A 26,522-nucleotide genomic window follows, 5' to 3' on the forward strand; every position below is an offset into this window, starting at 1 on the left:
AGATAAATCATTATCCATAGGGCAGAGCCTATCAAAAATCTGACAATCTGCAATTCCTATTCTTGCCTATATCCACGATCCTGTCCCCATCCTTCAGCACATCACATAATGATTCGGAATCCACATCATATCCTTTGGATGAACGCCTGATACGATTGGAAGAATTCGCATAACAGTAGATGCAGTCATGCATGCAAGTATCGTATGTTCCGATGTCGATGTTCCTGACGCAAAGACACCCATCCCTGTTATTGGACATCCCGTCATCGAATGGGATGTTCTGCTCGATCAATAGTCTCCTGTCGATGCATCCTCTATTCATCACACCCAATTCCTTCAATTCCGGTTCCACACAACACGATGTCAATTCCATACCGTTATCGATAGCGATATCCTTCACGGCCTTGACGAACGATACCCTATCATTCGAAGGGACAGGACGCATCCCTTCAAGATGTGCTATCCTGTCATACATACTGAGGAATGAGAAGATGCATCTGCTCGTGTATCCTTTCAATCTATCCGAGATGTGCTTGAATGAATTCATGTGATAAACGATGTCATGCTCATCGTCGATGATCACAGGATCATATCTCCACAACATATGCCCCTTACCGATCATCTTCGATATGCGTATGAAGGAATCGATGATGACATCGACATCTGGAACGTTCGGTTCGATATCTTTCCCATATGGCGTTATGGTGACTTGGAAGAGCAGATCATACGATTCCATCAATTCATCGATGTACCTTTCCATCGGCCTCGAATCCTTCGTTATGAATGACAGACAATCCACATTCTGCGGCCTGAGATCGATACGGTACACAACATCATGTGCGACAGGATTCCTGACCATGACGTATCCTTCCCTCACCCTGCCCATGAACCATTCTGAATGAAATGCAGGGATATCCGTTCTCCTACTGGCACTTATTATCACCATACGCGATCACCGACCACAAGCTCTTTCGATGGATATTGTGTGGATGTTCTTCTCTTCCTATATCTCTTCGCGTTAATTTTTATAAGGATTATCCTTACCCCCTATTCATGTCGCAATATGATTCCGCAGCAATCGAGAAACGCTGGCAGGAGATGTGGAAGAAGGAGGAAGTCTATCGCTTCGATCCTAAATCCGAGAAGGAAGTCTACAGCATAGACAATCCTCCGAGATATGCCTCAGGAACGCTTCATCTAGGTCACGCGACCGGTTATTCTTTGATCGATTTCGCAGCACGTTACAGAAGGATGAAGGGGATGAATGTGTTCTTCCCACTCTGTTTCGATGTCAACGGTACACCGATCGAGGTCAGGGTCGAGAAGAAATATCACATCACTAAACTCGATACGCCCAGGAAGAAATACAGGGAACTCTGTGAAGAATTCGCCAACGAGAAGATAGGACAGATGACGCACGAGTTCGAGATGTTGGGTGAATCCATGGATCCCAGCATCTACTATCAGACCGATGCCCCGTACTACAGGAGGATCACACAGCTCTCGTTCGTAGATCTCTTCAACAGGGGCCTCGTCTACAAAGGCAATTACCCTGTCAACTGGTGTCCTGGTTGTATGACCGCTCTCGCAGATGCAGAAGTGGAATACAAGGACAACATAAACAAACTCAATTACATCAAATTCCAGGTTGCCGGAGGCAAGGAGGATGACTTCGTACTTATTGCGACAACGAGGCCTGAACTCCTCTGCACTTGTAAAGCAGTGGCCGTACATCCTGACGATAAGGAGAAACAGCACCTCATCGGCAAAGAATTGATCACACCTCTCTTCGGAAGGCATGTGAAGGTCATCTCAGACCCTAAGGTCAAGATGGAATACGGAACCGGAAATGTCATGATCTGTACGATCGGTGATAAAGATGATCTCGAATGGGTCATGAAATACCACTTCGAGCTCGAGAAGGGTATCGATGAAGCGGGTAAGATGACGGAACTTGCAGGCAAATACGCAGGTATGACCGTCCTGGAAGCACGTGAGGCATCGATCAACGATCTGAAAGCTCAAGGCATTTTAGTGAAACAGGAGGATAATCCGCAACAGGTGTCCATCTGCTGGAGATGTCACTCACCGATCGAATATCTTCAGGTACCCCAATGGTTCCTCAAGACACTCGAATTCAAGAAAGAGGTCCTCAAGAGGGCGGATGAGATCAAATGGTTCCCTGAATTCATGAAGATCAGGTTGCAGGATTGGACCAACTCGCTACAATGGGATTGGGTTCTCGGAAGACAGCGTATCTTCGCTACACCCGTCCCGATATGGGAGTGCAAGAAGTGCGGACACGCGGTCTGCGCCACTAAGGAGATGTGCTATTGCGACCCGACGGAGGATAAGGCACCTGTGGACAAATGTCCCGAATGCGGATGCACCGAATTCGTCGGATGCACGGATGTGTTTGACACATGGATGGATTCGTCAGGCTCAGCATTATACAACACATATTGGGGAAGGGATGAGGAACTTCACAAGAAACTCTACCCCATGTCGATGAGGCCTCAGTCACATGACATCATCAGAACATGGGCATTCTACACCATACTGAGAAGCCACCAGATCAAGGATGAGATCCCATGGAAGGACATCATGATCCATGGATTCATCATGGCACCTGATGGAACGCCTATGCACACATCGATTGGCAATGTCATCGACCCGATACCGATCCTCGAACAATATGGTGCGGATGCACTCAGATACTATGCGGCGACATGCTCGCTCGGTATCGACCACGCATTCAGGGAGAAGGATGTCATCAGAGGAAGGAAGCTTTGCAACAAAGTCTTCAACATCGGACAATTCATCAGCAGATTCATCGACAAGAAACCTGTTGGATGCAAAGACCTCAGACCGTCTGATAGATGGATCATCAGCAGATACTCCAAGACCGTGAAATCGGTATCGGAGTATCTCGATTGCTACACATTCGACAAGGCGATGAGAGATATCGAGAACTTCATTTGGCATGAATTCGCAGATCACTATGTCGAGATGGTCAAGACAAGGGATGATGATGCTGTGAGATACACGCTTTACAACGTGTTCCTTGGAGCCATCAAATTGCTTGCACCGTTCATGCCCCACGTCACAGAGGATGTCTATCAAGAACACTTCCTCAAATTCGAAGGCATCAAGAGTATCCACCTCGCCCCATGGCCAGAGCCCATCGCGATAGATGATGATGCAGAAGCGGTCGGTGAATCACTCAAGGATGTCATCGCCACCATACGCGGATGGAAATCCGAGAAGAAGATCGCACTCAATGCCGAATTGCAATTAGTACAGTTGATCGGAGAATCGGCGAAGATCCTTGAACCTGCCAAATTGGACATAATGGAGACGATCAAGGCCAAGGAATTGCAGTTCGTGGAGAAGGCAGACCTCACCGAGGAATACACAACAGTCAAACCTGTACACGCCAAACTCGGACCTGCGTTCAAAGCGGATGCAAAGGCGATAGTTGCAGAGATCGCGAAGATGGATCCTGCAGATGCAGCGAAGAGACTCGCAGACGGTCCGATGAAGATCGATATCGACGGAAGGACCATCGAACTTCCAGCTGAATATCTGGACTTCGAGAAGAGACTCATGCTCAACGGAAAGGCCGTCGATACTCTCCAGATCGGAGATATCTTGGTCGTTATCGAGCAATAAAACAGGGTGGGGATCACCCCCATCCATCTTATTCTACATCGATCTTCAAAGAGAATGTCTCTATCGCATCATTCTCCCATGATTTGTGATAGGTTGCCATGAACTCATATCCTCCAGGACATTTAGCACTCAATCTGTAATGCTGTTTACCCCCAGCACCGCAAACGGGACCGTTCGTATCATCCGAAATGAATTCTTCGATGACTTCCAATCCATCCGATCTTATGATAGACCATGAATAACCCGTGGTAGGATTGCTGTCAAGGATTATTTCCTTCGTCTCTCCGACAGCTAACTTGACCCTATCTTCCATGAGGTGGAAAAGAATCTACAGAATTATATTTATAACGAGGAAAAGAGGCCCCGAAGGGCCTGTTCAGTTTTGAATGACCTTCACCGTTATGTGCTTGCCTTTGTGCTTGCACTTCGTAAGATCCTTGGTCATCCTGTTACCATAATCCTTGTGGACCTCAACGATGGATGAGTCGGGACCGATCTGTATCTTACCGATCGCATTGTCATAGATCCTCGTGTTCCTTATGATGAAATCGGCAAGAGACACTTTCCCATATCCGTCGTTCTTACCAAGGTTGACCTCGAATTTCACCATGCCGAACACATCAGAGATCTGATCGTAATCGATGACCTTCCTCACTGTATCCTTCATGCCATCCTCTTCAGGCACATCACGTTTCTCGATTGTCATTCCGCTAATGCGGTGACAGAACTCCCTGATGATATGCTCCTCCTCTGAGGTAACGAATGAGATAGCAGTACCTTCCTTACCTGCACGACCAGTCCTTCCGATACGGTGGATGTAGGTGTCGATATCATCAGGCATGTCGTAGTTGATGACATATGTGATATCATCGATGTCAAGTCCTCTTGCGGCGACATCGGTAGCGATCAGGATATCCGTCTTATCGTCCTTGATATCCTGTATGACCCTCTCCCTCTTGGATTGGGGGAGGTCACCGTGGATGGCTTCTACCTTGTAATGCAATTCGCTCAATCTCTCATCGAGTATATCGACCATCTTCTTGGTCTGACAGAAGATCACTGCCTTCGGCTTATCGATATCAAGGATCCTGCACAATGCCCAGATCTTGTTCCTTCTTCCGACGGATATGTAGTATTGTTTGGTGAGATCGAGGACGACCTCGTCCTGTGATACCGTTATCTCCTTCGGCTTGTCCATGTAATCGTATGCGAGGTTCTTCACGTCCTCGGTCATAGTTGCCGAGAAGAGCAAAACTTGCTTGTCCTTAGGCATGGAGGACATGATCATCTCAATATCCCCGATGAATCCCATATCAAGCATCCTATCCGCCTCGTCGAGGACAAGTACTTTGATATCTGTGAGATTCAAAGCACCTCTGCGGATCATATCCCTGACACGACCTGTGGTACCAGCGATTATATCCGAACCCTTTTGAAGCGATTTGATCTGAACATCAATATCCGCCTTCTTTCCGGAACCGCCGTAGACAGGTACCGTCTTGTGTCCTGTATATTTCGAAAGGAGGTCGAATTGGTCCGCTACCTGAAGTGCTAACTCCCTCGTAGGGACAAGGACGATCGCAGAAGGTATCTTCTTGCCTGCGGGTATCCTTCCAAGGACTATCGACGCGTATGCTCCCGTCTTACCCGTACCTGTCTGTGCCTGTCCGAACAGGTCCATTCCCTCCAATCCCTGAGGTATCGTTGCGACCTGTATAGGTGTGGGCTCTTCCCATCCGACGTCATCCATTGCTTTAGCGACATCCTCTGAGATGCCCAAATCCGTGAATTTGCTGATCATAATAATGCATTCTCCTGCCTGAGACTGACTCAGACTCCATCTTCGATCAGTACTCGTATTAATGTACAGTATTTATAGGAATGGTACAGACGATCACTTGTCTTAAAAACGAGGCATTGAAAAGGTTTATATGGAACCAGCATATCTACCGATTACCCGTGTGAGCGTAGTGTAGCTGGTTATCACTTAACCTTGCCAAGGTTAGAACTCGGGTTCGAATCCCGGCGCTCGCACTCATCTTGTCTTGTTCCTTGTTGTGTATTTGAAATCGGGATAGACGATATCATCGAAATGACTTCGTCCCACACTACATACATTATTATATAAAATAAAGAAGAAGGATCGATGGTTGGAACCATCGATCCTATCATTGATCTCAGTGTATAGGCACAAGGGCATCGGAATTCTCTACGACACCTATGAGATCGAGACCGTCCTCGTACAACACGATGTGACATTTCTCAACGATCGACATGACCTTATCGATCGTGCTGTTGATATCGAACATCGGCAGTTTGAACTCCATGGCGACGTGCGATGCCATGTGGTGCAGGATCTTTCTGAAATCGATATCTCCTCCGTTCGCATAGTATCCGCAGATGTTACCTACGGAACCCAAGAGCATGAGATAGCTGATCTCTGCATCCAACGTATCCGTGATCGTGACGCCGTACTTGTCGAAGTACCTCCTCATCCAATCGATGTTCATCTTGGTGTACTCATTGACCGTGGACCACAATCTGTGGACCTCGTACATGAGATCGGCCGCCTTAGGAGAGCGACTTGAGATATAGACCTCCAATGCCGTGGGCAATATGGTCACTACGACCATATCGCGTTCATTCTTCAACAGTGTCTCGCATTCGCTCAATGTTGCATTGAGCATATCGGTCACTATATTGAGCAGGATCTCCTCTTTACTCTTGAAACGGTTGTAAAGACTTCCGTTCAATATCCCTGCTCTCTTTATTATGTCCCTTATGGTCGTCTTCTGGTAACCGTTCTCGTAGAACAGCTCCAATGATGCTTCCATTATGCATCTGCGTGATTTTTCACGTTTATCTTCGGCCGAAGTACGTTTTTCCTCGGCGCACCTTGATATTGCCATTTCTGTCGATCGCAGGTTATGAACTCATCATTAATAAACTTTTGAGTGTACTCAAATTTTTATTGAACATTTTTGAGCAAACTCTGATATGAATGAAACAAAAGATGGATAATCTTACAAAAATATCTTAATTTTGTATAATTTATTATAGAAATCAGAATAATATATGTTTAATTTAGTAAAATTATAGTAATGATCGTTATCGTGAATGAATTGTTTTTGAACACGTACAAATAAACATTTGAGCATGTTCAAAATCATTATATACGCATTATGACTACGGGCATTTAGTGAATGCACATGTTCGCAAAGTTAGCGAATTTCATTGAAAAATATTCCAAAGTCATCATAGCACTTTGGATAGTAGCACTTGTCTGCTCCGTGCCATTCATATTGAAATCGGACGAAGTCCTCGAATACGATCTTACACAGATGTCAGGACTCAACTCCGAATCCACGGACGGACAAAAGTTGATAGACACCGAATTCAGCAATTCAGTCGACCTGTCAGAGATCCTTGTGATAAAATACAACTCGGCTGATGAACTCGAACAAGCCAAAGCGCTGTTCGCAGAATTCTCCAATCTTTTACATGCAAAGTATGGCGATGACGTCAAAGCTGCATATTATGGAGAATATGGTAAAGTCGATCCCACCAAATCCGGTATCTCGATGATCGCAATCGAGGCCGCAGATAACATCAACATCAGCAAAGAGACTGGAAACATCAGGAACATAGTCTCTGAAGCAAAGACGAATACCAACTCGACACTCACCACCTACGTCACAGGTAACAGTGCGATCAACTACGATACAGAGATATCATCCAACGAAGACATAGCAAAGATCGATCCGTTGAGTATAGCACTCATCTTCATCCTGCTTGGTCTCTTCTTCTGTGCACTTGTTACAGCAGTCATGCCTCCTGCAGTTGTAGGAATGGCATTCGGTGTAGCACTCACAGGACTTTATGGAATAGGATGCATCATGGGTGTGTTCTACATCACGAAGGTCCTTATCCTCGTCACAATGCTTGGTGCAGGATGCGACTACTCACTGTTCATAATATCAAGGTACAGAGATGAACTCAAACACGGTGCCGATCACTCTACAGCATTGAAGACATCCGTCCAATGGGCTGGTGAATCGGTCTTCACATCCGGTCTCTCGGTCATCATAGGATTCGGAGCACTCTCCATATGCTCATTCTCGATGGTAAGATCCTTGGGAATAGTCCTTGCACTCGGTATAGTGATAGCACTCGTAGCAGCGCTCACATTCACACCTGCACTCATCAACCTCATAGGAGAGAAGGTGTTCTGGCCTGCTAACATCGACAAATACAACAAGATAGACAGGGGCGAGTCGACTGGTGTCTACGCAACAATCTGCAAACTCTCGAAGAAATACTTCGCATGGGTCGCACATGTCACACGCAAATATGCAGCAGTCATAGTCGTCGTCGGTATCGTCCTCATGGCACCGATGGTGTACATCTTCGCAACGAGCGATGATTCAGCCGATATGATCAGCATCATGCCTGATTCGGAATCCATAGATGGACTCAACACGATCATGGGTGAGGCTGACGGCGGAATGATCATGCCGACATACATCGTGCTCGAACTCAACGATTCGATCGTGGATAAAGCAGGAATGATTGAACTGAGTCCTGGTAAGAAAGTACCATACCTCATATGGAAGGATGGGGCACTCGCAACGACCGTACCTACGATAATGAAGATCTCGCAAGAACTTGAAGCCAAATACAAATACGCGACCGATGACGATGGAAACAAAGTCAATGGTATCGTGAGCACGATCAGCGGTGCTAACTCCTGGCAGATACTCTACAATGTAGCAGAACAAGAGATCGCAAGCATGATCGGTACGACGCCTACGCCGTCCGTGGTCAACCACGCACTCGTCGAAAAACTCCCGTCTGCAGTGAAGGCCCCCATAGAGACACTCCTCTCCACCCCGATAGGTGAGGGAACACTCTATGATGCCCCATATACAGAGATCGTAGCAGGCACAGGCGTAACTGTCGAGAACATCATAGACGGAATACTCAACGTAAGCACTGGAATCATCTCAGACAACGGAAAGTACGTCAAGATGATGGTAATAACATCCGAGAAGCCTATGTCCGACAACACGATGGCATTCATCAAAGATGTCAGAGAGGACTTCCACGGTGAGGGAGGGTATGACGATAAGTACGATTTGATATTCGCCAGCACATATGTCGGAGGAATATCAGCCATAATGGAGGATGTGTCTAACATAGTCATGCAGCAGTTCGATGTCATAAGGACAGTTGTGATAATAGCACTCATAGTGCTCCTGTTCCTGATCCTTGGAAGCTACCTCACACCGATAAGGTCGATGCTCACCATCGTCTGTAGTATCATGACAACGGTCGGACTCACACACTTCGTGTTCGGAACAATGATGGATGTACCTGTACTTTGGCTCGTGCCTATAGTCCTGTTCGTCGTTCTCCTCGGTCTCGGTATGGACTATGATATCTTCCTTACGACAAGGATAAGAGAGAACGTGCTCAGAGGAATGAACAACCACGACGCTATCGAAGACGCAGTGAGACAAGCCGGACCGGTGACATCACTCTGTTCACTGATCATGGGAGGTACATTCCTCACTATGCTCCTCACGAACTCATCGATGCTCCAGGAATTCGGATTCGCACTTGGTTTCGGAATCCTCATAGAAGGACTCCTCATGGTCGGATTCATGGTACCTGCTCTCATGCACCTCATGGGCGATTGGAGCTGGAAAGGTCCTAAATTCCTCAATAAGAACAGAGCCGAATAAACATAAAACCGAGGGAGAGGGAAACCTCCCCTCATTTCTTTTCACATATCAATCTTGAGAACAATGCTTGACATGCTTCAGATATGTCATCGAACGTCCTCTCGAAATCCCCAGTATACCACGGGTCAGCCACATCGATGTGTCTCCCGACCTCATCCATCATCAATGACACCTTACCATCAGGATCCCCTTTGATGAAACGAGACATGTTACGGATGTTGTTCTTATCCATCGCGATGATAAGATCGTGCTTGTCATAATCATCAGAGGTCATCTGCCTTGCCATCCTTGTTTCATATTGGATCCCATGGAGATCCAACGTCCTCTTCGCAGGAAGATAGATGTCACAACCGATCTCTTCCGTACTTGTGGCGCATGATCCAATGATGAAGTCATCGCGCCCAGACCTCTGGACGATATCCTTCATTATGAACTCGGCCATCGGACTCCTGCAGATATTACCGTGGCAAACGAACAATATCCTGTGCATGACCTATCCATCCAAAGATGGATTGATAAAGATTTTCGAAGCGGATAGAATTTAGATATGGCGAATGATATTGCAAAGACATGGATAAGTCTGCAATGATATTGATCTCGTCGATGGTCCTATTCCTCGTCGGAGCACTCATGATGGGGATCGCACTCTTCGTGAATATCGATTCTAGGACGACTGTGAGTATGATCGGTTCCGTACTGATGGTAGTTGCAATCTGCGCCATAGTGTTCGGTACCATGGTGAAGGTCAAAGAGAAGGAATCACAGAAAAAAGAATGACCCTCCTTGGGATTTTCTAGGCAGAGGGGCGGATAGAAAAGAATGTGGGATAGTTGTATGTCTCCCCTCTGCCTGGAGGGTGATAGGCAACACCTTATTGCCTACAATATCAACACCCTACTTCGAGTATATAAATAAAGAAGGGGGGAGGTCGCCGATTGATATGTCGCATACGACATATCTGGCTATGCTCTAAACCGACCGATATCATTTCGATTTGTGTCTTACTCTAACGGCGATCCCACGGTTGAGTTCCATCATCTCTCTTCCAGACATCATCGCTACACCGACCGCTTTGACCTTCCCATTGAGCATTATTATGGCCTCATCACCTATGCGTATGGAAGGATCGGCTTTCGTGACACCGATGGCAAAGAGATTACCTTTCAACTCGAAATCCATCATCTCTACGACATTCTTTCCCATATCCGCAAGAATCTGAGCGCCATCCAATGTGAGTGAGAACATACCTCTCTCTGCAGTCATCATTCCCAATTGCGTCTTATCTCTCATTATCTTCCAATAGGGGAACTTGCCCATGCCTGTCGTATCATCATCCATGATTGCATCGGCGACATCTGTACCGAATTGGAATCCGAGTACAGAACGGATGGTCTCCTTCCTATCGTCCCCATAATTGCCGAATTTCATCCCTTTGGTCACAGATCTCAACGTCTCATCCAATTTGGTCAAAGAAGCAGGTGATGTCGGATCACCAACGACGGTCTCCTCAAGCTCGCACAATCCTCTGATAAGCTCGGTATCTTCCCCGAGATGGGATATCACCTTGTCGTAACCCTGTTCCAAAAGATGCGACAACATCTCTCTGATGAATTGTTTCTCTTCCGGCTTCCATTCACCTGTTACAGGTATGTCATACGAATTCGCTGGGAAGAAGATGTCCAATTCCCTCGGAACTATCCCCAATGGGGATGTTACGATGACCTCATGCACAACGGTATCGTGTGTGGATGTGTGTATCGCAGAAGCGAACCTTTTGTGTGTCTTAGAGATATGATATGGTTTCTTAGCTGAACAAGGCAATAGGAGGAGCACACGCTTGTGCGCAGGTTTGTGATACCTCTCCATAATCATCCTTCTGTACCTGAGTACCTCTGGTCTCCTGAGGGCCTGTACCGTATTGCAAGCGAATCTACAACCGACCGTGGAGCATTCCTCTTCCTGGTATGCGTATCCTACGTCATCGAACAACCTCAGCACAGCGACAGATGTAGGTGAGGAGAACTCTCTCTGATCCACCAACTCCCTCAGCCTTCCGCCTTCGATGAATGATCTCGTCTTTTCGGATTCCTCATTGATGATGGAGATATTCCTTTCAGTCATATCGGAATCACAGATGATATCTCCCTCAGGTGTCGAGAGGATGTCGTTGATACCAAATGATCTCGCTACAGAATCGTCGAAGACGTCGATACCCATGTATGAGAGGAGTGCCAGATTCGATGCATCCGCCACACCTAACATACAGATCAATACTCCGAACCCTGCCTTCTCCCTTAACTCGATGATCGTACTGACGAGCTTGCGTGCATCATCCCTTAGTTCATAGCCGTTCGCAACGACCAACACCTCCGTACCTTCTGGTATCTCTCCTTTGAATGGTAGCCTGATGACACAAACTCCATCCATCAGAACGGGCTCTGCATAGATATCGGATGATTCGGATGTCAGCAATCCCTCATTGAGAGGCACGGATGTATCCATGACATGGAGTACTCTCTTCCCATCGTCCAATGATATGTGGAACGGATCGTTGCTCCCCCCATCCACTTTTATGACATACGGTGTCACGATGGACCTATCGGATCTCTTGTACTCGCAGACTCTGCCCCTTTGTGAACGTGCTATGACATCCAACATAGGTTCAGTGTATCCCCTCGTCATTAATAACCGCTCGCACGCACAATTTATAATAAGAACGACATCATGGAATCATGAGCAGTGATGTGAACTTCTTTGGGAAAGATATAGTCTCCATGAGGGACTTCTCCAGGAAGGATGTCGAATATATCATGGACCTCGCAGAGGAGATGTTGCCTTACGCCAAAGGTGAGAAACGCACCAAATGTCTTGAAGGCAAGATCCTTGGCAATCTCTTCTTCGAACCATCGACCAGGACCAGGATGTCATTCGAGAGTGCGGCCTACAGGCTTGGACTCCATGTCATGGATGTTACGCAGACGTCCATGACCTCCATAACCAAAGGTGAGACCTTGGCGGACACCATCAGGATGGTCGACACATACTGTGATGCGATCGTCCTCAGACACCCTAACGAAGGTGCGGCTAGATTGGCTGCGAATGTCGCTGAGAGCCCTGTCATCAATGCAGGCGATGGTGCAGGTTCGCACCCCACACAGACGCTCCTCGACCTGTTCACCATGAAAAGATCGAAAGGATTCATAGATGACCTCAACATCGTACTACTCGGCGATCTGAAGTATGGGAGGACGGTGCACTCATTGTCACACGCGCTGACGATGTTCGGTGCGAAACTCACATTCGTCGCACCCGAATCGTTGCAAATGCCACATGACATTATAGAATCACTCAAATCCAAAGGATGCAACCCATACATGACTGACGATCTGAACGATGTCATACAGGATGCGGATGTCCTCTACGTCACACGCATACAGAGGGAAAGATTCCCCGATCCCAACGAATACAAGAAGGTTGCCGGAATGTACAGAGTGAATAACGAGGCCCTCAGAGAATCCAAGAAGGATCTCATAGTCATGCACCCGTTGCCTAGGGTCGATGAGATAGCTCCTGAAGTGGACTCCACGGAGCATGCGAAATACTTCGAACAGGCCTTCAACGGGATACCCATAAGGATGGCATTGCTCGCATCCGTGATGGGAGGTGAGCTCTGATGTCCGAAGAGATTAAAGCAGCACCGATAAGGAACGGTACAGTGATAGATCACATAACTTCCGGTCAGGCATTAAACGTCCTGAAGATCCTCGGTGTGAACGAGAACACGATCGATTCCACGGTCATCGTCGTCATGCACGTATATTCCAAAAAGCTTGAATCAGGCTGGAAGGATGTCGTGAAGATCGAGGACAGGGAATTGGATCAGAACACAGTGGATAAGATCGCACTGATCGCGCCACAGGCTACTATCGTCATCATTCGTGACTACTATGTCGCGAACAAGTTCAAAGTGGATATCGGCAACCATGTCGTCGGACTCGCAAGATGCAGCAACCCCGATTGCATAACCAATAAGGGTGAACCCATCGAACCTGAGTTCGATGTGATATCGAAGAACCCTCCTGTGCTCAGATGCATGTACTGCGAGAGGAAACTCACCAACATCTCCGATAATCTCCTGTGATATCATGAGGATGATCATAACCGCAGGGATGCCGGGTTCAGGTAAGGAGGAGTTCCTCAACGCCGCAAGCGGAACGGGCATCCCGTTCCTGAGGATGGGCGACATCGTCAGGGAATACTATTCGAAGAGGGATCCCAAAGATTCTGAACTGAGTGTAGGCGGATTCGCCAACATAGAGAGGGAGCGTTTCGGATTCGACATCTGGGCCAAACGTGCGACCGAGAAGATGTATGGAGATATCTTCATAATCGATGGGTGCAGGAGCATGGATGAGGTCAGATCATATCTGGGGATCACGCCTGATGTCCATGTCGTAGCCATATTCACATCCCCGAACATCAGATACGAGAGATTGGTCAAACGCGGACGCGATGATGCACCCAAGGATGTCGATGAGTTCAGACAACGTGATGAACGTGAGATCTCCTGGGGTCTGGCGGAAACGATGGTACTTGCGGACAAGATGATAATAAACGAATCATCGTTGGATGATTTCAAGAAGAATGTCGTGAGGACGATGGAGGAACTGAACAGATGAGGTTCAATATCACCAGACTTTGCGGCGGGAAGGCCCTCATGGCCTCCCCACCCATATCGTTCGATCTCGACCTCGACGAAGCCAGTAGAAGATTGGAAGGTGAATTCGAGATCAAGAAGAATGATGGGGGGTTGATGCTCATAATGACATGGAAGGACATCGAGGTCACGTTATACCCCCAAGGCAAGATCATGTTCTACCCGTTATCCGACAAGGATCTTGCCGTTGAATATGCGACCAACATACTGAACAAGCTCACAGCGTGATACCGTGATGATCTTCCCTGAACCCTGGATGGATGTCGTTTGTGTGATATGCCTGACGATCCTCCTCTCATTCATCGCATACAGATTCAATCTTTTGACGAAGGACGGTACATTCGCGGCCGCGATAACAGGACTGATCATCGGATTCTTCGGATCGGTCACATGGTTGTTCCTTCTGGTGATATTCGCGACGATGGGATTCGTCGCTACACTGATGGGACTCAGTAGAAAGAAAAAGGAAGGCCTCCAGGAAGGTACGCATGGCGAACGTACCGCCAAGAATGTCATCGGTGTCGCGTTGCCTTGTATACTCTTCGCATTGTTGAACGTGATGACTATCGACAGATACCATGACCTCATGACCATCGGATACATCTCAACAATCGCTGTCGCTGCTGCAGATACGGCAGCGAGTGAGATCGGGACCATGGATAAGAGAGTGTATCTCATAACCACGTTCAAAAGGGTCAATGCAGGTGTCGACGGAGGGATCTCACTTCTTGGAACGGTCGCTTGTATCCTCGCATCGATTTTCGTGACGATGGTCGGTTGGAGTGCGATATACGGATTCGAATACAACCTTGATATCATCTGGCCGATGTTGGCGGGATTCATAGGCTGTATGTTGGACAGTCTCTTCGGAGCTACGATCGAATCAAAAGGTCACATGAGCAAATACATGAACAATTGCAGCACAGGCATAATCGGCGGATTGATCGCAATATTGCTAACTGTGCTGGTATAAAGTTTTAAATATTACTTAGTTATCCCATGTTTCGGTACGACGGCCATAGCGGCGGTGTAACACCCGGTCCCATTCCGAACCCGGCAGTAAAGCCCGCCTGCGTCTCTGACTGTACTGTATTGCGCAAGTGTACGGGAACTCAGAAACGCTGTCGGCCACTTTTATATTCTCATTCAAAGTAGCTTTAGCGACATATATAGTCAATATAATTCAGTTCACTACTCTGTATTACATTTAGAAACTCTGTATCGAATATATCTTTACATCAATTTTTATATTCTTGTGTAGTACGCCACATATGAATAAAAGAACGTTTCTTGGCTTAGCCATCTGCGTCCTTGTGATTGCATCTGCAAGTTTTTTGGCGTTTGATGACCGATCCGATGCGACATCAAAATATTTTTACTCAGGACTTGTTCAATATGAAATATGTTCTGAGGAAGATCTTACTGTACGCACCGTAAAAGGAAGTTACAACTACCGCAATGATGAAAACAATCCTTTGGCAATTCCTCCGACTGTTGAGAACGATGGAAAGACCTACACGGTTGTAGAAATAGGAAAATATACATTTGAAGGTCAAACAAGATTGGAATCCATTACTTTGCCGAACACGCTTCAAAGAATCGACAGCTGGGCATTTTATGCAACGAATGATTCAACGCCAGGGCTGAGATCGATAGACATCCCCGATAGCGTCACCGACATAGGGCCTTATGCATTCTCGGGATGTAAATACTTGGAAAAAGTGAAACTGCCGAAGAACCTCACTGAGATCAAGAACAACGTTTTCAGAGATTGTGAGAAACTTCAGTACATCGAAGTCTCCGAGAATGTCATGTTCATCAATAATTATGCTTTCGCTGATTGTGAGTTATTAGAGACCGTCATACTTCCAGAATCATTGGAGGGAATGGGTGATTTTGTTTTTGAAGGGTGCGACCAGTTACGTTACATCTACATCCCGAAGAATGTCAGAGATATCACATGGAGCTCCACTTTCAGTAGTACTGGTCTCGAATTCATCGAGGTCTCCGAGAAAAATCCATACTTCATGAGCAAGAACAATCTTGTTCTGACCAAAGATGGAGAGACTGTGGTATTCTGCCCACTCAAGGTAGAAGAGGCGATGATTCCTGAAGGAGTGAAATACATCGGCTCGGACAGATATGGGTATGCATTCCATTGCAAAGACCTCACCTCCGTCACCCTACCATCAACATTGATAACGATGACCAATTCTGCATTCAGAGATTGTTATTCTCTTAAAAGAATCGAATTACCTGATTCACTACAGGTCATCGGAAATAATACATTCGATGGCTGTTCATCGTTGGAAGAGATCAATCTACCTGATTCCTTACGGATCATTGGAGATCATGCATTCAGCAAATGTTCATCCTTGAAAGAATTGGTACTGCCAAAAACAATAAAGGAGATTGGTGATTCTGCATTCTCCAGTTGTACATCCATCACTGGGATGATCATCCCATATGGTACTGAGGAAATAGGCGATCATGCATTTTGGGACTGCACATCCCTCGTGAATTTAGAGATTCCAGATACCGTGACCGAACTTGGTAAATCGGTGTTCGAAAGATGTGAGAATCTTGTGGGGGCTCGCCTCCCCGATGGTATCAGTGTTGTTGGCAACGGGATGTTCAAAGAATGTACCTCCTTACGGACTATTGTGATCCCAGCGAATGTCCTCACCGTTGATGATGATACGTTCTATCATTGTGAATCTTTGAGATCCATTGAATTCCCAAAAACGCTTGAAACCTTCAAAGCAAATAGTATGATCTTTTTCAATTCGGATGGAATAAAATACAGCAATGATTCATCGCTAGCAGGAAAGACATTCGTCAAAGGAGGAAAGGATAGGAATGGTTACTTCCTTTTCTACGAATCATACTCGAACAATGAAGACGGATACATGGTGACATTCAAAGTCGACGGGAATACCTACTACAAGGAATTTTTGAAACCTGGTGAGAAAATTGTTCTGCCTAAGGATCCTGTGAAGAAAAAGTCGACAGGTAAAGTGTATGCATTCTCCAATTGGGATGGATATACGAACGGCATGGTAGTGACGAGCGATCTTATACTCAATGCCAAATTCACAGAATTGACAACAGTGCAGATACAATTCATCGAACATGATGGCAACGTATTCAAAACCATAGAATACACATATGGAAGCAGTTTACATCGCCCGACGGAAAAACCGAAGGGATATGTATCGCACGGAATCACACACGTATTCAAAGATTGGGTATACAAAAATGAGAATGACATAACCGGCCTCCAAAAATATCATGCGGAATATGTTGTCGAACCGGGTTATTTCATAAAATTCAATGCCGCAGGCGGGTCCGGTTCCATGGACCCCATATTCGTAAAAGCTGGAGAATCCGTCACATTGCCTACCAACACCTTCATTCGCAACGGATATACGTTCGGTGGATGGACAGATGGTTCCAAGACCTATGCAAATAGAGAAGTGATTTCAGCATCCAACAGGAATTCTGATGTTCCGTTGACACTTAATGCGATATGGAACGGCGGGGAATACAAACTAACGATCAATTACATCGGTCCGATAAAGGATGGTGCATTCACATCTCCTGCAACACATACCAAAATGATCACCAACAACGAAATATTCGCTGTAACATCGCCAGTGGTGAATCACTACACAGCATCCATAGAACTCGTCTCAGGAAAGATATCAGGCTCTGATGTCATAATCAATGTGTACTACAAGAGCAACACATACAAGATAGAATACGGCACTAGCCTCAATGGCCATCTGACCACGACCGCCCCTAAGACTGCCTACTCATACACTTCCGAATATGTCTTGCCGACAGGGGGCGGTGTCACCAAATGGTACTCCGATGAAAACAAGACCAACCCTGTGAATAAGATATCCAAATTCAGTACAGGAGATAAGAAATTCTGGTGCGACATAGAGACTATGAGCACAGTCGAGTTCCGTTATTCTACAAGCTACGAGGATAAGAACTATGTCGTTGGAACGATGGATCCCATAACTGTTGTTTCTGGTACCAAGATCATCCTTCCAGAATGTGGTTTCACATACAAAGATCATAAATTCGAATCATGGGCCATAGATGGATATGCTGGATATCAACCTGGAAGTGAATATACAGTCTACTCTGGTGTTACTTTTTCAGCCAAATGGAAGAAAGATACATACGATCTATCGATAACACTCGTTGGACCTAGTGATGGAACCTTTGATTTTGGAACCAATGCACAATCATTCACGGGCAAGGTGGAATGGGGGGAGAACAAACTTAGCAACCTTGGAATAAAGGACTTCACCGTCGGCGGAAAAACATACGCTCCAGAGATCACAGAATTCGATATGCCGACAAAAGATCAGTCATTGACGATCCATTATTACGACACAGGTCTTGATAGTGCAAGAAAAGGTATGGAGTATCACCACATATACTATGGTGCCACCCTGCCTGCGACCAACTTCAAGTATTACGCATCCCACAGAGGCACGGTGACACTTGATGATCCAGTCTATGAAGGATATAGGTTCGATGGATGGTATGCAGATTCAAGTTTCACCAATAAGATCGAAAGTATAGATCTCAATGTCACTGGAAATAAGATCATTGTCTATGCCAAATGGACAGCTCTTGAGAATGAGTTGAGAATTAAATATTCCGGTCCGAATGACGGTAAATTCCAAGCACCTGGAGATTACGTCGGAAAGTTCAAAATAAAAGATGAATACAAGATCCTCTCCCCTAATGTTACCGGTTACACCCCAGTAAGTAAATATCTGGAAGGGAAGATGGGTGCTACAGATACAGTCATACATGTAGAATACATCCCTGTCGAATGGAATATAAGATACTATACCAACGGCGGCGACAATGCGATCGATAGCATACCTGACTACACAATGACGCAATCGGTCACGTATAAGGATCCCACTCGTGAATGGTACACATTCAATGGATGGTATTCCGATCCAGAACTTACAGAGAAGGTAGAAGGCATCCCCGAAGGCAGAACAGGCTTCGTCAGAGCCTATGCCTCATGGACACCACTGTCCGGAGGAAGTGTGATCATCAATTTTATCGGCCCCAGTGAGAATTTCACCGTGCCAAATAATATCGAGAAGCATTACGCTGACGGTGAGAGATATAGCATAGACATCCCATTGATAACAGGATACACGCCTGATCGTGAGAAGGTGGAAGGTACGATGGGAACAAGTGATGTTGTCATCACTGTGACCTATTCCGCCAACGGACACAAGATCAAAGTAAAGACCGGTCAGACCGATCTTGAGACACCCGAAGGATGGACCAAGGAATCTGACGGAGTATTCAGCAGAACATTCTCATACGCCTCAGAGATCATACTTCCAGAACTTTCCCGTGAAGGATACACATTCCGCTGGAGTCCCGATGTACCCGATTCGATGCCAGATAACGATCTAGAATTCGAAGCGATATGGACAGAAACTACAACAGGGTCCCAATATATTATCATCAACTACAGCGGACCGCCTGGAGACAAGAACTTCGCCACTCCAAGTGAGATAAGGGCCCAGATACGCATCGGGGAATCATATGAGTTCATCTCACCAGTGGTCGAAGGATACGTTCCTGATAAAGAAGTGATCAAGGGCGTAATGGGTAACGATGACATCGAGATCACCGTGACATATTCTGTGAAGGTGGTCACTGTCACCTTCCTCCCCAACAATGGGAATGCCAACTGGTCCATCGAATTGAATTACGATGAGAAGGTCGCTAGGCCCGAAAAACCGACAAGGGATGGACACACGTTCATCGATTGGTTCAACAAAGGTAGGCAGTATGATTTCGATGCTTCAGTGAAGGATGATATCAACCTGACGGCTGAATGGAATACAGAATCGGGAGAGATCGTGATTGCACACATCAATGGCCAAGTGGAGTTCAATATACCTAGCGAGGGCTCCACGACCACCAACATCATCATCGAACTTCCGAACAACGTGAACATATCGTTAGGAAACAACACGATACAATCCGCATCCGGTAGCAACATCAAAGCATCTATGACCAAATTGGATGGGGAGAAGTTCGAGATCACCGTCGATAAGGATGGTGAGACGATGAATGGTGCTCCGATGGATATCACGTTACCGTTCACTAGTGGTAAAGGAACGCCTTCGGTGTACTACTACCCTGATGTTGGGGACGAGATATTGATGGGTGGCGTAGTGGATGAGGCATCATCAACGATCACGTTCAAAACCAACCATAACTCGGTGTATGGTATCGTATACACGACACCAAGTACACCCAGTACGCCCACGGTGCCTGATGATGATTGGAGCGACGATGGATGGAATAACAATAATGGAGTCACTAAGAAATCCAAGAGAGTACTCAATCCAAGCGAAACGTTCGTTGTTGCCATTGCAATGATGATCGGCGCACTCGTTGTGTTGACGATGGTCGTCAAGAAGAAATGAAACCTTAAACTGGAGGGAGAATTCCCTCCATTGATTTTCTTTTATTGATAGATTACATGGGCCATGAGTTATCAGGAGGCCCACATCCACCATACCATATTTCGCCCATAGAAAAACTGAATTCTCTTTCTGAGCGTGCCACAGACAACATTTTGATGATTAATACTTCTCATTCCGACAGAATTTGATAATCGACTCATATGTGCCCACCTCTCATTTCAGGAAATACCTTTGTTTGTTTTGTCTAATCAAAATTCATATTCCCTCATGAAAATAGATATTTCATACCAAAGTTCCCTCATGAAAATAGAAGCCAGCATATGAAAAAAAACTGAGATGAAAAAAAATGAATGATACGAATCGTCTAAATATCATTGAAAAAAGAAAATTTAGTTAGAACGGAGCACCATCTTATGAAAAATCATAGAATCAATAAATCTTTAATTTAGTAATTCCTAAATTGCATATATTCACAATATAGCCAGCATATATAAATTATATTTGAGTTTAAAATAAATATATTTTATTTTAAACTAAAAATACATCCAAAGACTATTAAACAAGAAAATGATTTGTTTATCAGAGCAAGGGCGGATGGGCCCCGAAGACTCGGTACCGGCGATACTATGGACAGAAAGATAGTCGACGTGAATGAATTGTGTGTGAATGACATACCCATCGTTGGTGGCAAAGGAGCCAACCTCGGAGAGCTCACAAGGGCAGGTTTCCCTGTACCCAATGCGTTCGTCCTCACCACATCCGCATATGATTATTTCATAAAGAAAGCAAACCTCTTCGAAAAGATCAATGAGGAACTCAAATCCATCGACAGAAGTTCGGACGATAGCCTCACGGCGGCATCCGAGAGGATAAGGGACATCTTCGAGACATGCGAGATCCCCAAGGATCTCAAAGAAGACATCGTCAAGAGTTACAACAAACTCTTCGGAAAAGGCAAGGAAGGATTCGTAGCCGTGCGTTCATCCGCAACAGCCGAGGACCTCCCTGACGCATCATTCGCAGGTCAGCAGGAGACATACCTCAATGTACACGGAGAGGATGATCTCTTCGACAAGGTCAGGAAATGTTGGTCATCACTCTTCACTGCAAGAGCGATCGCATATCGTGAGAAACAGGGTTTCGCACACGAAGACGTCAAACTCGCTGTCGTCGTGCAGAAGATGGTCAACTCCGAAGTATCGGGAATCATGTTCACAGTCGATCCCAACAGCGGTGTAAAGGAGATTGTCATCGAAGCAGGATATGGTCTCGGCGAAGCTATCGTCGGAGGAGAGGTCACTCCCGACACGTACAAAGTGGATAAGAACACCATGAAGGTCAAGAAGAAGAGGATATCCACTCAAAAATGGAAATACACCAAGGACCCAAAGGATGGACACACCGTCAAGGTCGACATCCCTGACGAGAAACAGAAATTACAGAAAATCGATGACCGTCGCGTATCAGAGGTCGCAGAGATCGGAAGACAGATCGAGATCCACTACGACAAACCGATGGACATGGAATGGTGCATCGAGGACAACAAAGTCTACATCGTCCAAGCAAGACCGATCACAGCCGTCGGAGATTCCGCTACCAATGAGACCATCGAGACCGAAGCGGCAAGCGAGGACATAATAACGACAGGACTCGGAGCAAGTCCTGGTCTTGCATCAGGCAAGGTCGTCATCTTCGACATGTCCATGAGCCTTGATGTCGTGAAGGACGGAGACGTACTCGTCACAACGATGACGATGCCCGATATGGTCCCTGCGATGAGCAGAGCAGCCGCCATAGTCACGAACGAGGGCGGAATGACATGTCACGCTGCGATCATCTCCAGAGAATTGGGTACTCCGTGCGTCGTAGGAACTACGAACGCCACTAACATCCTGAAGAACGGTCAGGTCATCACCGTGGACGGTACCACAGGTACTGTGTACAAAGGTGACCTCGCTAAGAAGGGATCATCCGATGCGACACCTGCAGCGACGCAGGTCGTCATGGCTGAATCCGCGCCGATCACAGGTACGGGCGTGATGGTCAACATGAGCATCCCCACCAAGGCTGAGGAAGTGGCCGCACTGCCTGTCGACGGAGTTGGATTGATGAGATCCGAGTTCCTCTTCACCAACTATGTAGGAGAACACCCGATGGCCATGATAGCCGAGGGACGTTCCGATGAGATGATAGATAAGCTTGCGGACGGTATCTCCAAGGTCTGCCGTGCGTTCTACCCCAGGAAGGTCGTTCTCAGAACATCCGACTTCAAGACTAATGAGTACCGCGATATGAAAGGCGGATCCGACTACGAACCATCAGAGGACAATCCGATGATCGGATGGAGAGGCTGCTCAAGGTATGTCTCACCCGACTACAAGGATGCGTTCATCTGTGAACTCAAGGCCATAAAGAAGGTCAGGACAGAGATGGGAATGAAGAACCTCTGTGTCATGCTCCCATTCATCAGGACCGTCGAAGAGGTCGAAGAGATCACCGCGATGATGAACGAGATCGGCCTCAAGAGAAGCAAGGACTTCAAACTCTACTTCATGGCAGAGGTCCCGGCCAACATCTTCATGGCGGATGAGTTCTCCAAATACTGCGATGGATTCTCGATCGGTTCCAACGATCTCACACAGCTCACCATGGGTGCCGACAGGGATTCGGATATCCTCGGACGCATGGGATACTTCGATGAGAGGAACGAAGCTGTCAAGAGGGCCATCAGTCACTTGATCAAAGTAGCACACGCCAATGGTGTCACCGTCGGTATCTGTGGACAGGGACCATCGGTATATCCTGAATTCACCGAATTCCTTGTGAGGGAAGGCATAGACTACGTCTCTCTCAACCCTGACACGGTCATCAAGACCAAGAAACTGATCGCATCCACGGAACAGAAGATCATCCTTGATGAACTCAGGAATCTTAGGAACAAACTTTGAAACGGATGGGGGACTTCGTCCCCTGATCCTTTTTCTTTTCAGCAACTCGATTCTACAACGATGCTATCCGCTTTCCTCAATCTGCTGTAATACCACATCATGAACATCATGTATGTCAGTTCGAACACCAATGATATGGAACCTGGCAGCAATACTGCGGATGAATCTGGAACGAGGGTTATGCATAACGCCAATGACATACCACTGTTCTTCCATCCCAACAACAGGATGTAGTGGATACGCTTCTCGACAGGCACCTTTGCTTTCCTCAACACCATCTCCGACACGAGATGTATCACAGGCACCCTGATGAAACATGCGACAGCGATCAACAGGACTGTCATCGGATCGGATATCATTGTATCACGGCATTTACCGAATGCTACCAACACCATCGCCAGGAAACAGAAGTTGATCACGATCGTGTTCACGGATTTCGGTATCCTCATCTTGCCCAATGGCAAGGAGATTATCATCGGCACGAGTATGAACAAGAGCACGTACTTCAATATCGTCAGAGGGTCCACTGAACCCCCTGTCAACAAAGCTACCGTCACAGGCGTGAATATTATGGCCACGATATAGATCGCAGTGACCGATAAAGTCATCAATTTCGTATCTGCGCCCATCAACAGAGCGCCGGATATCACCGCTATGGCGCAAGGGACACATGCCAACAGCACCCATCCCTCCCAATATATATCATCGAACAGAGAACCGATGATCAATGTCACGATCGGAGAGATGAACACACCTACTATCGTCGATATCAATATCGTTCTCTTGTTCTCCTTGAAATCATTCTTACTGAATCTCAATCCTGTCAAAGAGAAGCACATCAACAATACCAATGTGAAAGTTAAGAAATCTCCTGATTTGGAACCTATGAGGTCGCCTCCCAGAAGACCTATAATCGCTCCTGCCAAAACCCAATACCTGATGTTGCCTAGGACAGACATCAACGCCATGATTCTGTCAAAAAATCACATAATATATCAATTATGTCATGTAAATCCATAAAGCGTTCTGAGATACAAGGTAATGATATCAGCTCATTCATCCTCTAGGATATGAACGAACAGACCATCCCTGCCTTCGAGTATCTCCGATGATACACCATATACATCGCGAATGGAGTCCTCGGTTATCACATCGACAGGCCTTCCTGAGGAATGGATGTGACCATCCTTCAGAAGAATGACCCTGTCGCAGAAATGCATCGCAAGGTTCAGATCATGGAGGGCGACAAGAGCACCTGCCTTCCCTTGAGAGATCACATCCTTTATGGTGCGGAGAGCAAGCATCTGATTCTTCAGATCCAAAGCGCTCGTAGGCTCATCAAGGATGAAATACTCCGGATCCTGAGCTATAGCACGCGCCAGAACGACCTTCTGTATCTGTCCTCCGGATATGTTATTGACGTATTTCTCAGCCAGATCGAATATCCCCATCCTATCCATGGCCATCCCAGCATGTAAGAAATCCGCATCCGAATATGACCAGAACATATATGGCGCCCTTCCGATGAGAACGGAATCGAACACTGTCACGTAATCCGTCGGCATATACTTCTGCGGAACATAGCCTATCAGATGCGAGAACTCTTTCGGCTCCATGCCTTGGATTGAAACCCCATCCACAGATACATTTCCGGATAACGGCATCATTATCCTGCATATGGTCTTTATCAGAGTGGACTTGCCACTGCCATTCGGTCCAAGGATGGATACCATCTCGCCTTTCTCGATGTCGAATGATATGTCATCGATGACGATGTTGTCATGATATCCTTGCCTCATTCCCTCTATGCTGAGTGTCATAATGAGACCTCCTTCCTGCGACTGCAGACGAGCCAAATGAAGAATATCCCTCCAAGAAGGTACATTATGATCCCGACAGGGATCTCCTCCGGACGGATGATCATCCTCGCGACGATATCCGATGACAATAATATGAATGCTCCCAGAGCCCCTGATGCAGGGAAAAGGTAACGACTGTCATTGCCTATGAACATCCTTGTCACATGTGGAGCGATCAATCCGATGAACCCTATGATGCCTGTGAATGCTATGCACACGGACGATATGATTGTGCATAACACCATGAGGGATATTCTAAGTCTCTTGACGTCGACACCTAGGCTCTCAGCTACATCATCACCGGCTGCAAGGACGTTGACCTTGGATGACATGGATTCTATCACTATCGCAAGGATCACCACGATCGGCAGGACAAGATACACAACACCCCATGAAGCATTCCACATGCCTCCCATCAACCAAAGCGTGATCTCCCTCAACGCATCATCATTCGAGAAATACTTTATCGCACTGATACCAGCTTGGAACAGATAGCTTATTATGACTCCCGTCAGGATGATGGTCGAACGCGATATGCCACTCCTACGCGACAATGATACGACCAATGATACGCTGATCAAGCTTGATACTATGGCCGATCCAGCGATGAACATGTTCTTGGCAAAGAACTCATGGCCCAGCACCATGACCGAACCTGTGATCCCTGCTCCGAAGAGGATCGCTATCGCCGCTCCAAAGGATGCGGCAGATGACAATCCCAATGTGAAAGGACTTACCAATGGATTGCGAAGGATGTTCTGCATCACAGCACCGGACATCGCGAGACTGAATCCGGTGATCAGGCAGAGTATGGTACGTGACAACCTAGCATTGAGTATTATATCAGGATACCAAGGGGTAGTCGGATTGTCGAAGAAAGGAGGGAGTATAGCATGCAGGAATACGCGGACGGTATCACTCAATGGGATATCGACCGCGCCTATACTCACAGATACTACGACCGCCACCAATGAAAGGAGAAAGGCGATCGCTATGAATGTCCTTTTACGGAGGGAGGATGCGACGTAGATCTTCTTCAGACGATTTCCCGCATCCGTTCTTTCTCCCTCCTGATCCATGATAACTCGCAC

At 46.6% G+C, this 26,522-nt stretch carries 19 protein-coding genes, 1 tRNA gene and 1 rRNA gene; 12 read left to right on the top strand and 9 right to left on the bottom strand.

Annotation, left to right across the window (positions count from 1 at the left end):
• Positions 1–31 precede the first annotated feature (31 nt).
• Complete coding sequence (locus ACI2NF_RS00415) at positions 32–946, bottom strand: DUF1848 domain-containing protein (protein ID WP_400210926.1); 915 nt, start codon at positions 944–946, stop codon at positions 32–34.
• Between the two features lie 107 nt (positions 947–1,053).
• On the opposite strand from ACI2NF_RS00415, the gene ACI2NF_RS00420 reads away from it, so the two are divergent.
• On the top strand, positions 1,054–3,672 hold the full coding sequence (locus ACI2NF_RS00420) for a valine--tRNA ligase (protein WP_400210927.1): 2,619 nt from the start codon (positions 1,054–1,056) through the stop codon (positions 3,670–3,672).
• Between the two features lie 28 nt (positions 3,673–3,700).
• Here ACI2NF_RS00420 and ACI2NF_RS00425 read toward each other — a convergent pair whose 3' ends face one another.
• Positions 3,701–3,985 (bottom strand): protease inhibitor I42 family protein, encoded by a 285-nt coding sequence (locus ACI2NF_RS00425; protein WP_400148385.1) that lies wholly within the window; start codon positions 3,983–3,985, stop codon positions 3,701–3,703.
• Positions 3,986–4,048: 63 nt separating this feature from the next.
• Complete coding sequence (locus tag ACI2NF_RS00430; RefSeq protein WP_400210928.1) at positions 4,049–5,473, bottom strand: DEAD/DEAH box helicase; 1,425 nt, start codon at positions 5,471–5,473, stop codon at positions 4,049–4,051.
• A gap of 160 nt (positions 5,474–5,633) precedes the next feature.
• On the opposite strand from ACI2NF_RS00430, the gene ACI2NF_RS00435 reads away from it, so the two are divergent.
• Positions 5,634–5,706, top strand: a tRNA-Gly gene (locus tag ACI2NF_RS00435).
• A 143-nt stretch (positions 5,707–5,849) separates the two neighbouring features.
• On the opposite strand, the gene ACI2NF_RS00440 is transcribed toward ACI2NF_RS00435, so the two are convergent.
• A complete protein-coding gene (locus ACI2NF_RS00440) occupies positions 5,850–6,581 on the bottom strand; it encodes a TetR/AcrR family transcriptional regulator (RefSeq protein ID WP_400150738.1) in 732 nt (243 codons plus the stop codon).
• A gap of 294 nt (positions 6,582–6,875) precedes the next feature.
• Here ACI2NF_RS00440 and ACI2NF_RS00445 point away from each other — a divergent pair, with 294 nt between their 5' ends.
• The gene (locus ACI2NF_RS00445) at positions 6,876–9,416 is read left to right on the top strand and encodes an MMPL family transporter (RefSeq protein WP_400210929.1); all 2,541 of its coding nucleotides are present in this window, start codon (positions 6,876–6,878) and stop codon (positions 9,414–9,416) included.
• 31 nt (positions 9,417–9,447) lie between these two features.
• Here ACI2NF_RS00445 and ACI2NF_RS00450 read toward each other — a convergent pair whose 3' ends face one another.
• Positions 9,448–9,906 carry a low molecular weight protein-tyrosine-phosphatase gene (locus ACI2NF_RS00450; protein WP_400150735.1) on the bottom strand — a complete coding sequence of 153 codons (459 nt, stop codon included), beginning with the start codon at positions 9,904–9,906 and terminating at the stop codon, positions 9,448–9,450.
• An 80-nt stretch (positions 9,907–9,986) separates the two neighbouring features.
• On the opposite strand from ACI2NF_RS00450, the gene ACI2NF_RS00455 reads away from it, so the two are divergent.
• Positions 9,987–10,193 carry a hypothetical protein gene (locus tag ACI2NF_RS00455; protein ID WP_400147656.1) on the top strand — a complete coding sequence of 69 codons (207 nt, stop codon included), beginning with the start codon at positions 9,987–9,989 and terminating at the stop codon, positions 10,191–10,193.
• Positions 10,194–10,400: 207 nt separating this feature from the next.
• Here the strand turns inward: ACI2NF_RS00455 and ACI2NF_RS00460 are convergent, their stop codons facing one another.
• Complete coding sequence (locus tag ACI2NF_RS00460) at positions 10,401–12,098, bottom strand: DUF5591 domain-containing protein (protein ID WP_400210930.1); 1,698 nt, start codon at positions 12,096–12,098, stop codon at positions 10,401–10,403.
• A 50-nt stretch (positions 12,099–12,148) separates the two neighbouring features.
• Here ACI2NF_RS00460 and pyrB point away from each other — a divergent pair, with 50 nt between their 5' ends.
• The 8 genes from pyrB (at position 12,149) to ppsA (ending at position 23,572) form a co-directional block, all read left to right on the top strand.
• Complete coding sequence (pyrB, locus tag ACI2NF_RS00465; RefSeq protein WP_400153233.1) at positions 12,149–13,090, top strand: aspartate carbamoyltransferase; 942 nt, start codon at positions 12,149–12,151, stop codon at positions 13,088–13,090.
• Complete coding sequence (gene pyrI / locus ACI2NF_RS00470; protein WP_400147664.1) at positions 13,090–13,557, top strand: aspartate carbamoyltransferase regulatory subunit; 468 nt, start codon at positions 13,090–13,092, stop codon at positions 13,555–13,557. Before pyrB ends, pyrI begins: the two co-directional genes overlap by 1 nt.
• Positions 13,558–13,561: 4 nt before the next feature.
• Entirely contained in the window at positions 13,562–14,095 is a 534-nt protein-coding gene (locus ACI2NF_RS00475) for an AAA family ATPase (protein ID WP_400149098.1), read from the top strand.
• The gene (locus ACI2NF_RS00480; protein ID WP_400149096.1) at positions 14,092–14,361 is read left to right on the top strand and encodes a hypothetical protein; all 270 of its coding nucleotides are present in this window, start codon (positions 14,092–14,094) and stop codon (positions 14,359–14,361) included. Before ACI2NF_RS00475 ends, ACI2NF_RS00480 begins: the two co-directional genes overlap by 4 nt.
• 7 nt (positions 14,362–14,368) lie before the next feature.
• Positions 14,369–15,106 (top strand): DUF92 domain-containing protein, encoded by a 738-nt coding sequence (locus ACI2NF_RS00485; protein WP_400197080.1) that lies wholly within the window; start codon positions 14,369–14,371, stop codon positions 15,104–15,106.
• A gap of 35 nt (positions 15,107–15,141) precedes the next feature.
• Positions 15,142–15,263: ribosomal RNA gene (rrf, locus tag ACI2NF_RS00490) — 5S ribosomal RNA — on the top strand.
• A 141-nt stretch (positions 15,264–15,404) separates the two neighbouring features.
• Positions 15,405–20,624 (top strand): leucine-rich repeat protein, encoded by a 5,220-nt coding sequence (locus tag ACI2NF_RS00495; protein ID WP_400210931.1) that lies wholly within the window; start codon positions 15,405–15,407, stop codon positions 20,622–20,624.
• A 626-nt stretch (positions 20,625–21,250) separates the two neighbouring features.
• Positions 21,251–23,572: a phosphoenolpyruvate synthase gene (gene ppsA / locus ACI2NF_RS00500; RefSeq protein WP_400147890.1), complete on the top strand. Its 2,322-nt coding sequence runs from the start codon at positions 21,251–21,253 to the stop codon at positions 23,570–23,572.
• Positions 23,573–23,610: 38 nt separating this feature from the next.
• Here ppsA and ACI2NF_RS00505 read toward each other — a convergent pair whose 3' ends face one another.
• From ACI2NF_RS00505 to ACI2NF_RS00515, 3 genes are all read right to left on the bottom strand, one after another.
• Complete coding sequence (locus ACI2NF_RS00505; protein WP_400147892.1) at positions 23,611–24,540, bottom strand: bile acid:sodium symporter family protein; 930 nt, start codon at positions 24,538–24,540, stop codon at positions 23,611–23,613.
• An 84-nt stretch (positions 24,541–24,624) separates the two neighbouring features.
• Positions 24,625–25,392, bottom strand: coding sequence for an ABC transporter ATP-binding protein (locus ACI2NF_RS00510; RefSeq protein WP_400210932.1), 768 nt, complete (start codon positions 25,390–25,392; stop codon positions 24,625–24,627).
• The gene (locus ACI2NF_RS00515; RefSeq protein WP_400147896.1) at positions 25,389–26,510 is read right to left on the bottom strand and encodes a FecCD family ABC transporter permease; all 1,122 of its coding nucleotides are present in this window, start codon (positions 26,508–26,510) and stop codon (positions 25,389–25,391) included. The genes ACI2NF_RS00510 and ACI2NF_RS00515 overlap by 4 nt, the downstream gene beginning before the upstream one ends.
• Positions 26,511–26,522: the final 12 nt, after the last annotated feature.

Source organism: Candidatus Methanarcanum hacksteinii (assembly GCF_964305265.1).
Taxonomy (GTDB): Archaea; Thermoplasmatota; Thermoplasmata; order Methanomassiliicoccales; family Methanomethylophilaceae; genus Methanarcanum; species Methanarcanum hacksteinii.

Coding starts and splice junctions, on each gene's coding strand:
- pyrI (WP_400147664.1), top strand. CDS start 13,090: ATGTCCGAAGAGATTAAAGCAGCACCGATAAGGAACGGTACAGTGATA.
- ACI2NF_RS00425 (WP_400148385.1), bottom strand. CDS start 3,985: ATGGAAGATAGGGTCAAGTTAGCTGTCGGAGAGACGAAGGAAATAATC.
- ACI2NF_RS00415 (WP_400210926.1), bottom strand. CDS start 946: ATGGTGATAATAAGTGCCAGTAGGAGAACGGATATCCCTGCATTTCAT.
- ACI2NF_RS00450 (WP_400150735.1), bottom strand. CDS start 9,906: ATGCACAGGATATTGTTCGTTTGCCACGGTAATATCTGCAGGAGTCCG.
- ACI2NF_RS00485 (WP_400197080.1), top strand. CDS start 14,369: ATGATCTTCCCTGAACCCTGGATGGATGTCGTTTGTGTGATATGCCTG.
- ACI2NF_RS00505 (WP_400147892.1), bottom strand. CDS start 24,540: ATGGCGTTGATGTCTGTCCTAGGCAACATCAGGTATTGGGTTTTGGCA.
- ACI2NF_RS00445 (WP_400210929.1), top strand. CDS start 6,876: ATGCACATGTTCGCAAAGTTAGCGAATTTCATTGAAAAATATTCCAAA.
- ACI2NF_RS00510 (WP_400210932.1), bottom strand. CDS start 25,392: ATGACACTCAGCATAGAGGGAATGAGGCAAGGATATCATGACAACATC.
- ACI2NF_RS00475 (WP_400149098.1), top strand. CDS start 13,562: ATGAGGATGATCATAACCGCAGGGATGCCGGGTTCAGGTAAGGAGGAG.
- ACI2NF_RS00455 (WP_400147656.1), top strand. CDS start 9,987: ATGGATAAGTCTGCAATGATATTGATCTCGTCGATGGTCCTATTCCTC.
- ACI2NF_RS00480 (WP_400149096.1), top strand. CDS start 14,092: ATGAGGTTCAATATCACCAGACTTTGCGGCGGGAAGGCCCTCATGGCC.
- ACI2NF_RS00495 (WP_400210931.1), top strand. CDS start 15,405: ATGAATAAAAGAACGTTTCTTGGCTTAGCCATCTGCGTCCTTGTGATT.
- ppsA (WP_400147890.1), top strand. CDS start 21,251: ATGGACAGAAAGATAGTCGACGTGAATGAATTGTGTGTGAATGACATA.
- ACI2NF_RS00430 (WP_400210928.1), bottom strand. CDS start 5,473: ATGATCAGCAAATTCACGGATTTGGGCATCTCAGAGGATGTCGCTAAA.
- ACI2NF_RS00460 (WP_400210930.1), bottom strand. CDS start 12,098: ATGACGAGGGGATACACTGAACCTATGTTGGATGTCATAGCACGTTCA.
- pyrB (WP_400153233.1), top strand. CDS start 12,149: ATGAGCAGTGATGTGAACTTCTTTGGGAAAGATATAGTCTCCATGAGG.
- ACI2NF_RS00515 (WP_400147896.1), bottom strand. CDS start 26,510: ATGGATCAGGAGGGAGAAAGAACGGATGCGGGAAATCGTCTGAAGAAG.
- ACI2NF_RS00440 (WP_400150738.1), bottom strand. CDS start 6,581: ATGGCAATATCAAGGTGCGCCGAGGAAAAACGTACTTCGGCCGAAGAT.
- ACI2NF_RS00420 (WP_400210927.1), top strand. CDS start 1,054: ATGTCGCAATATGATTCCGCAGCAATCGAGAAACGCTGGCAGGAGATG.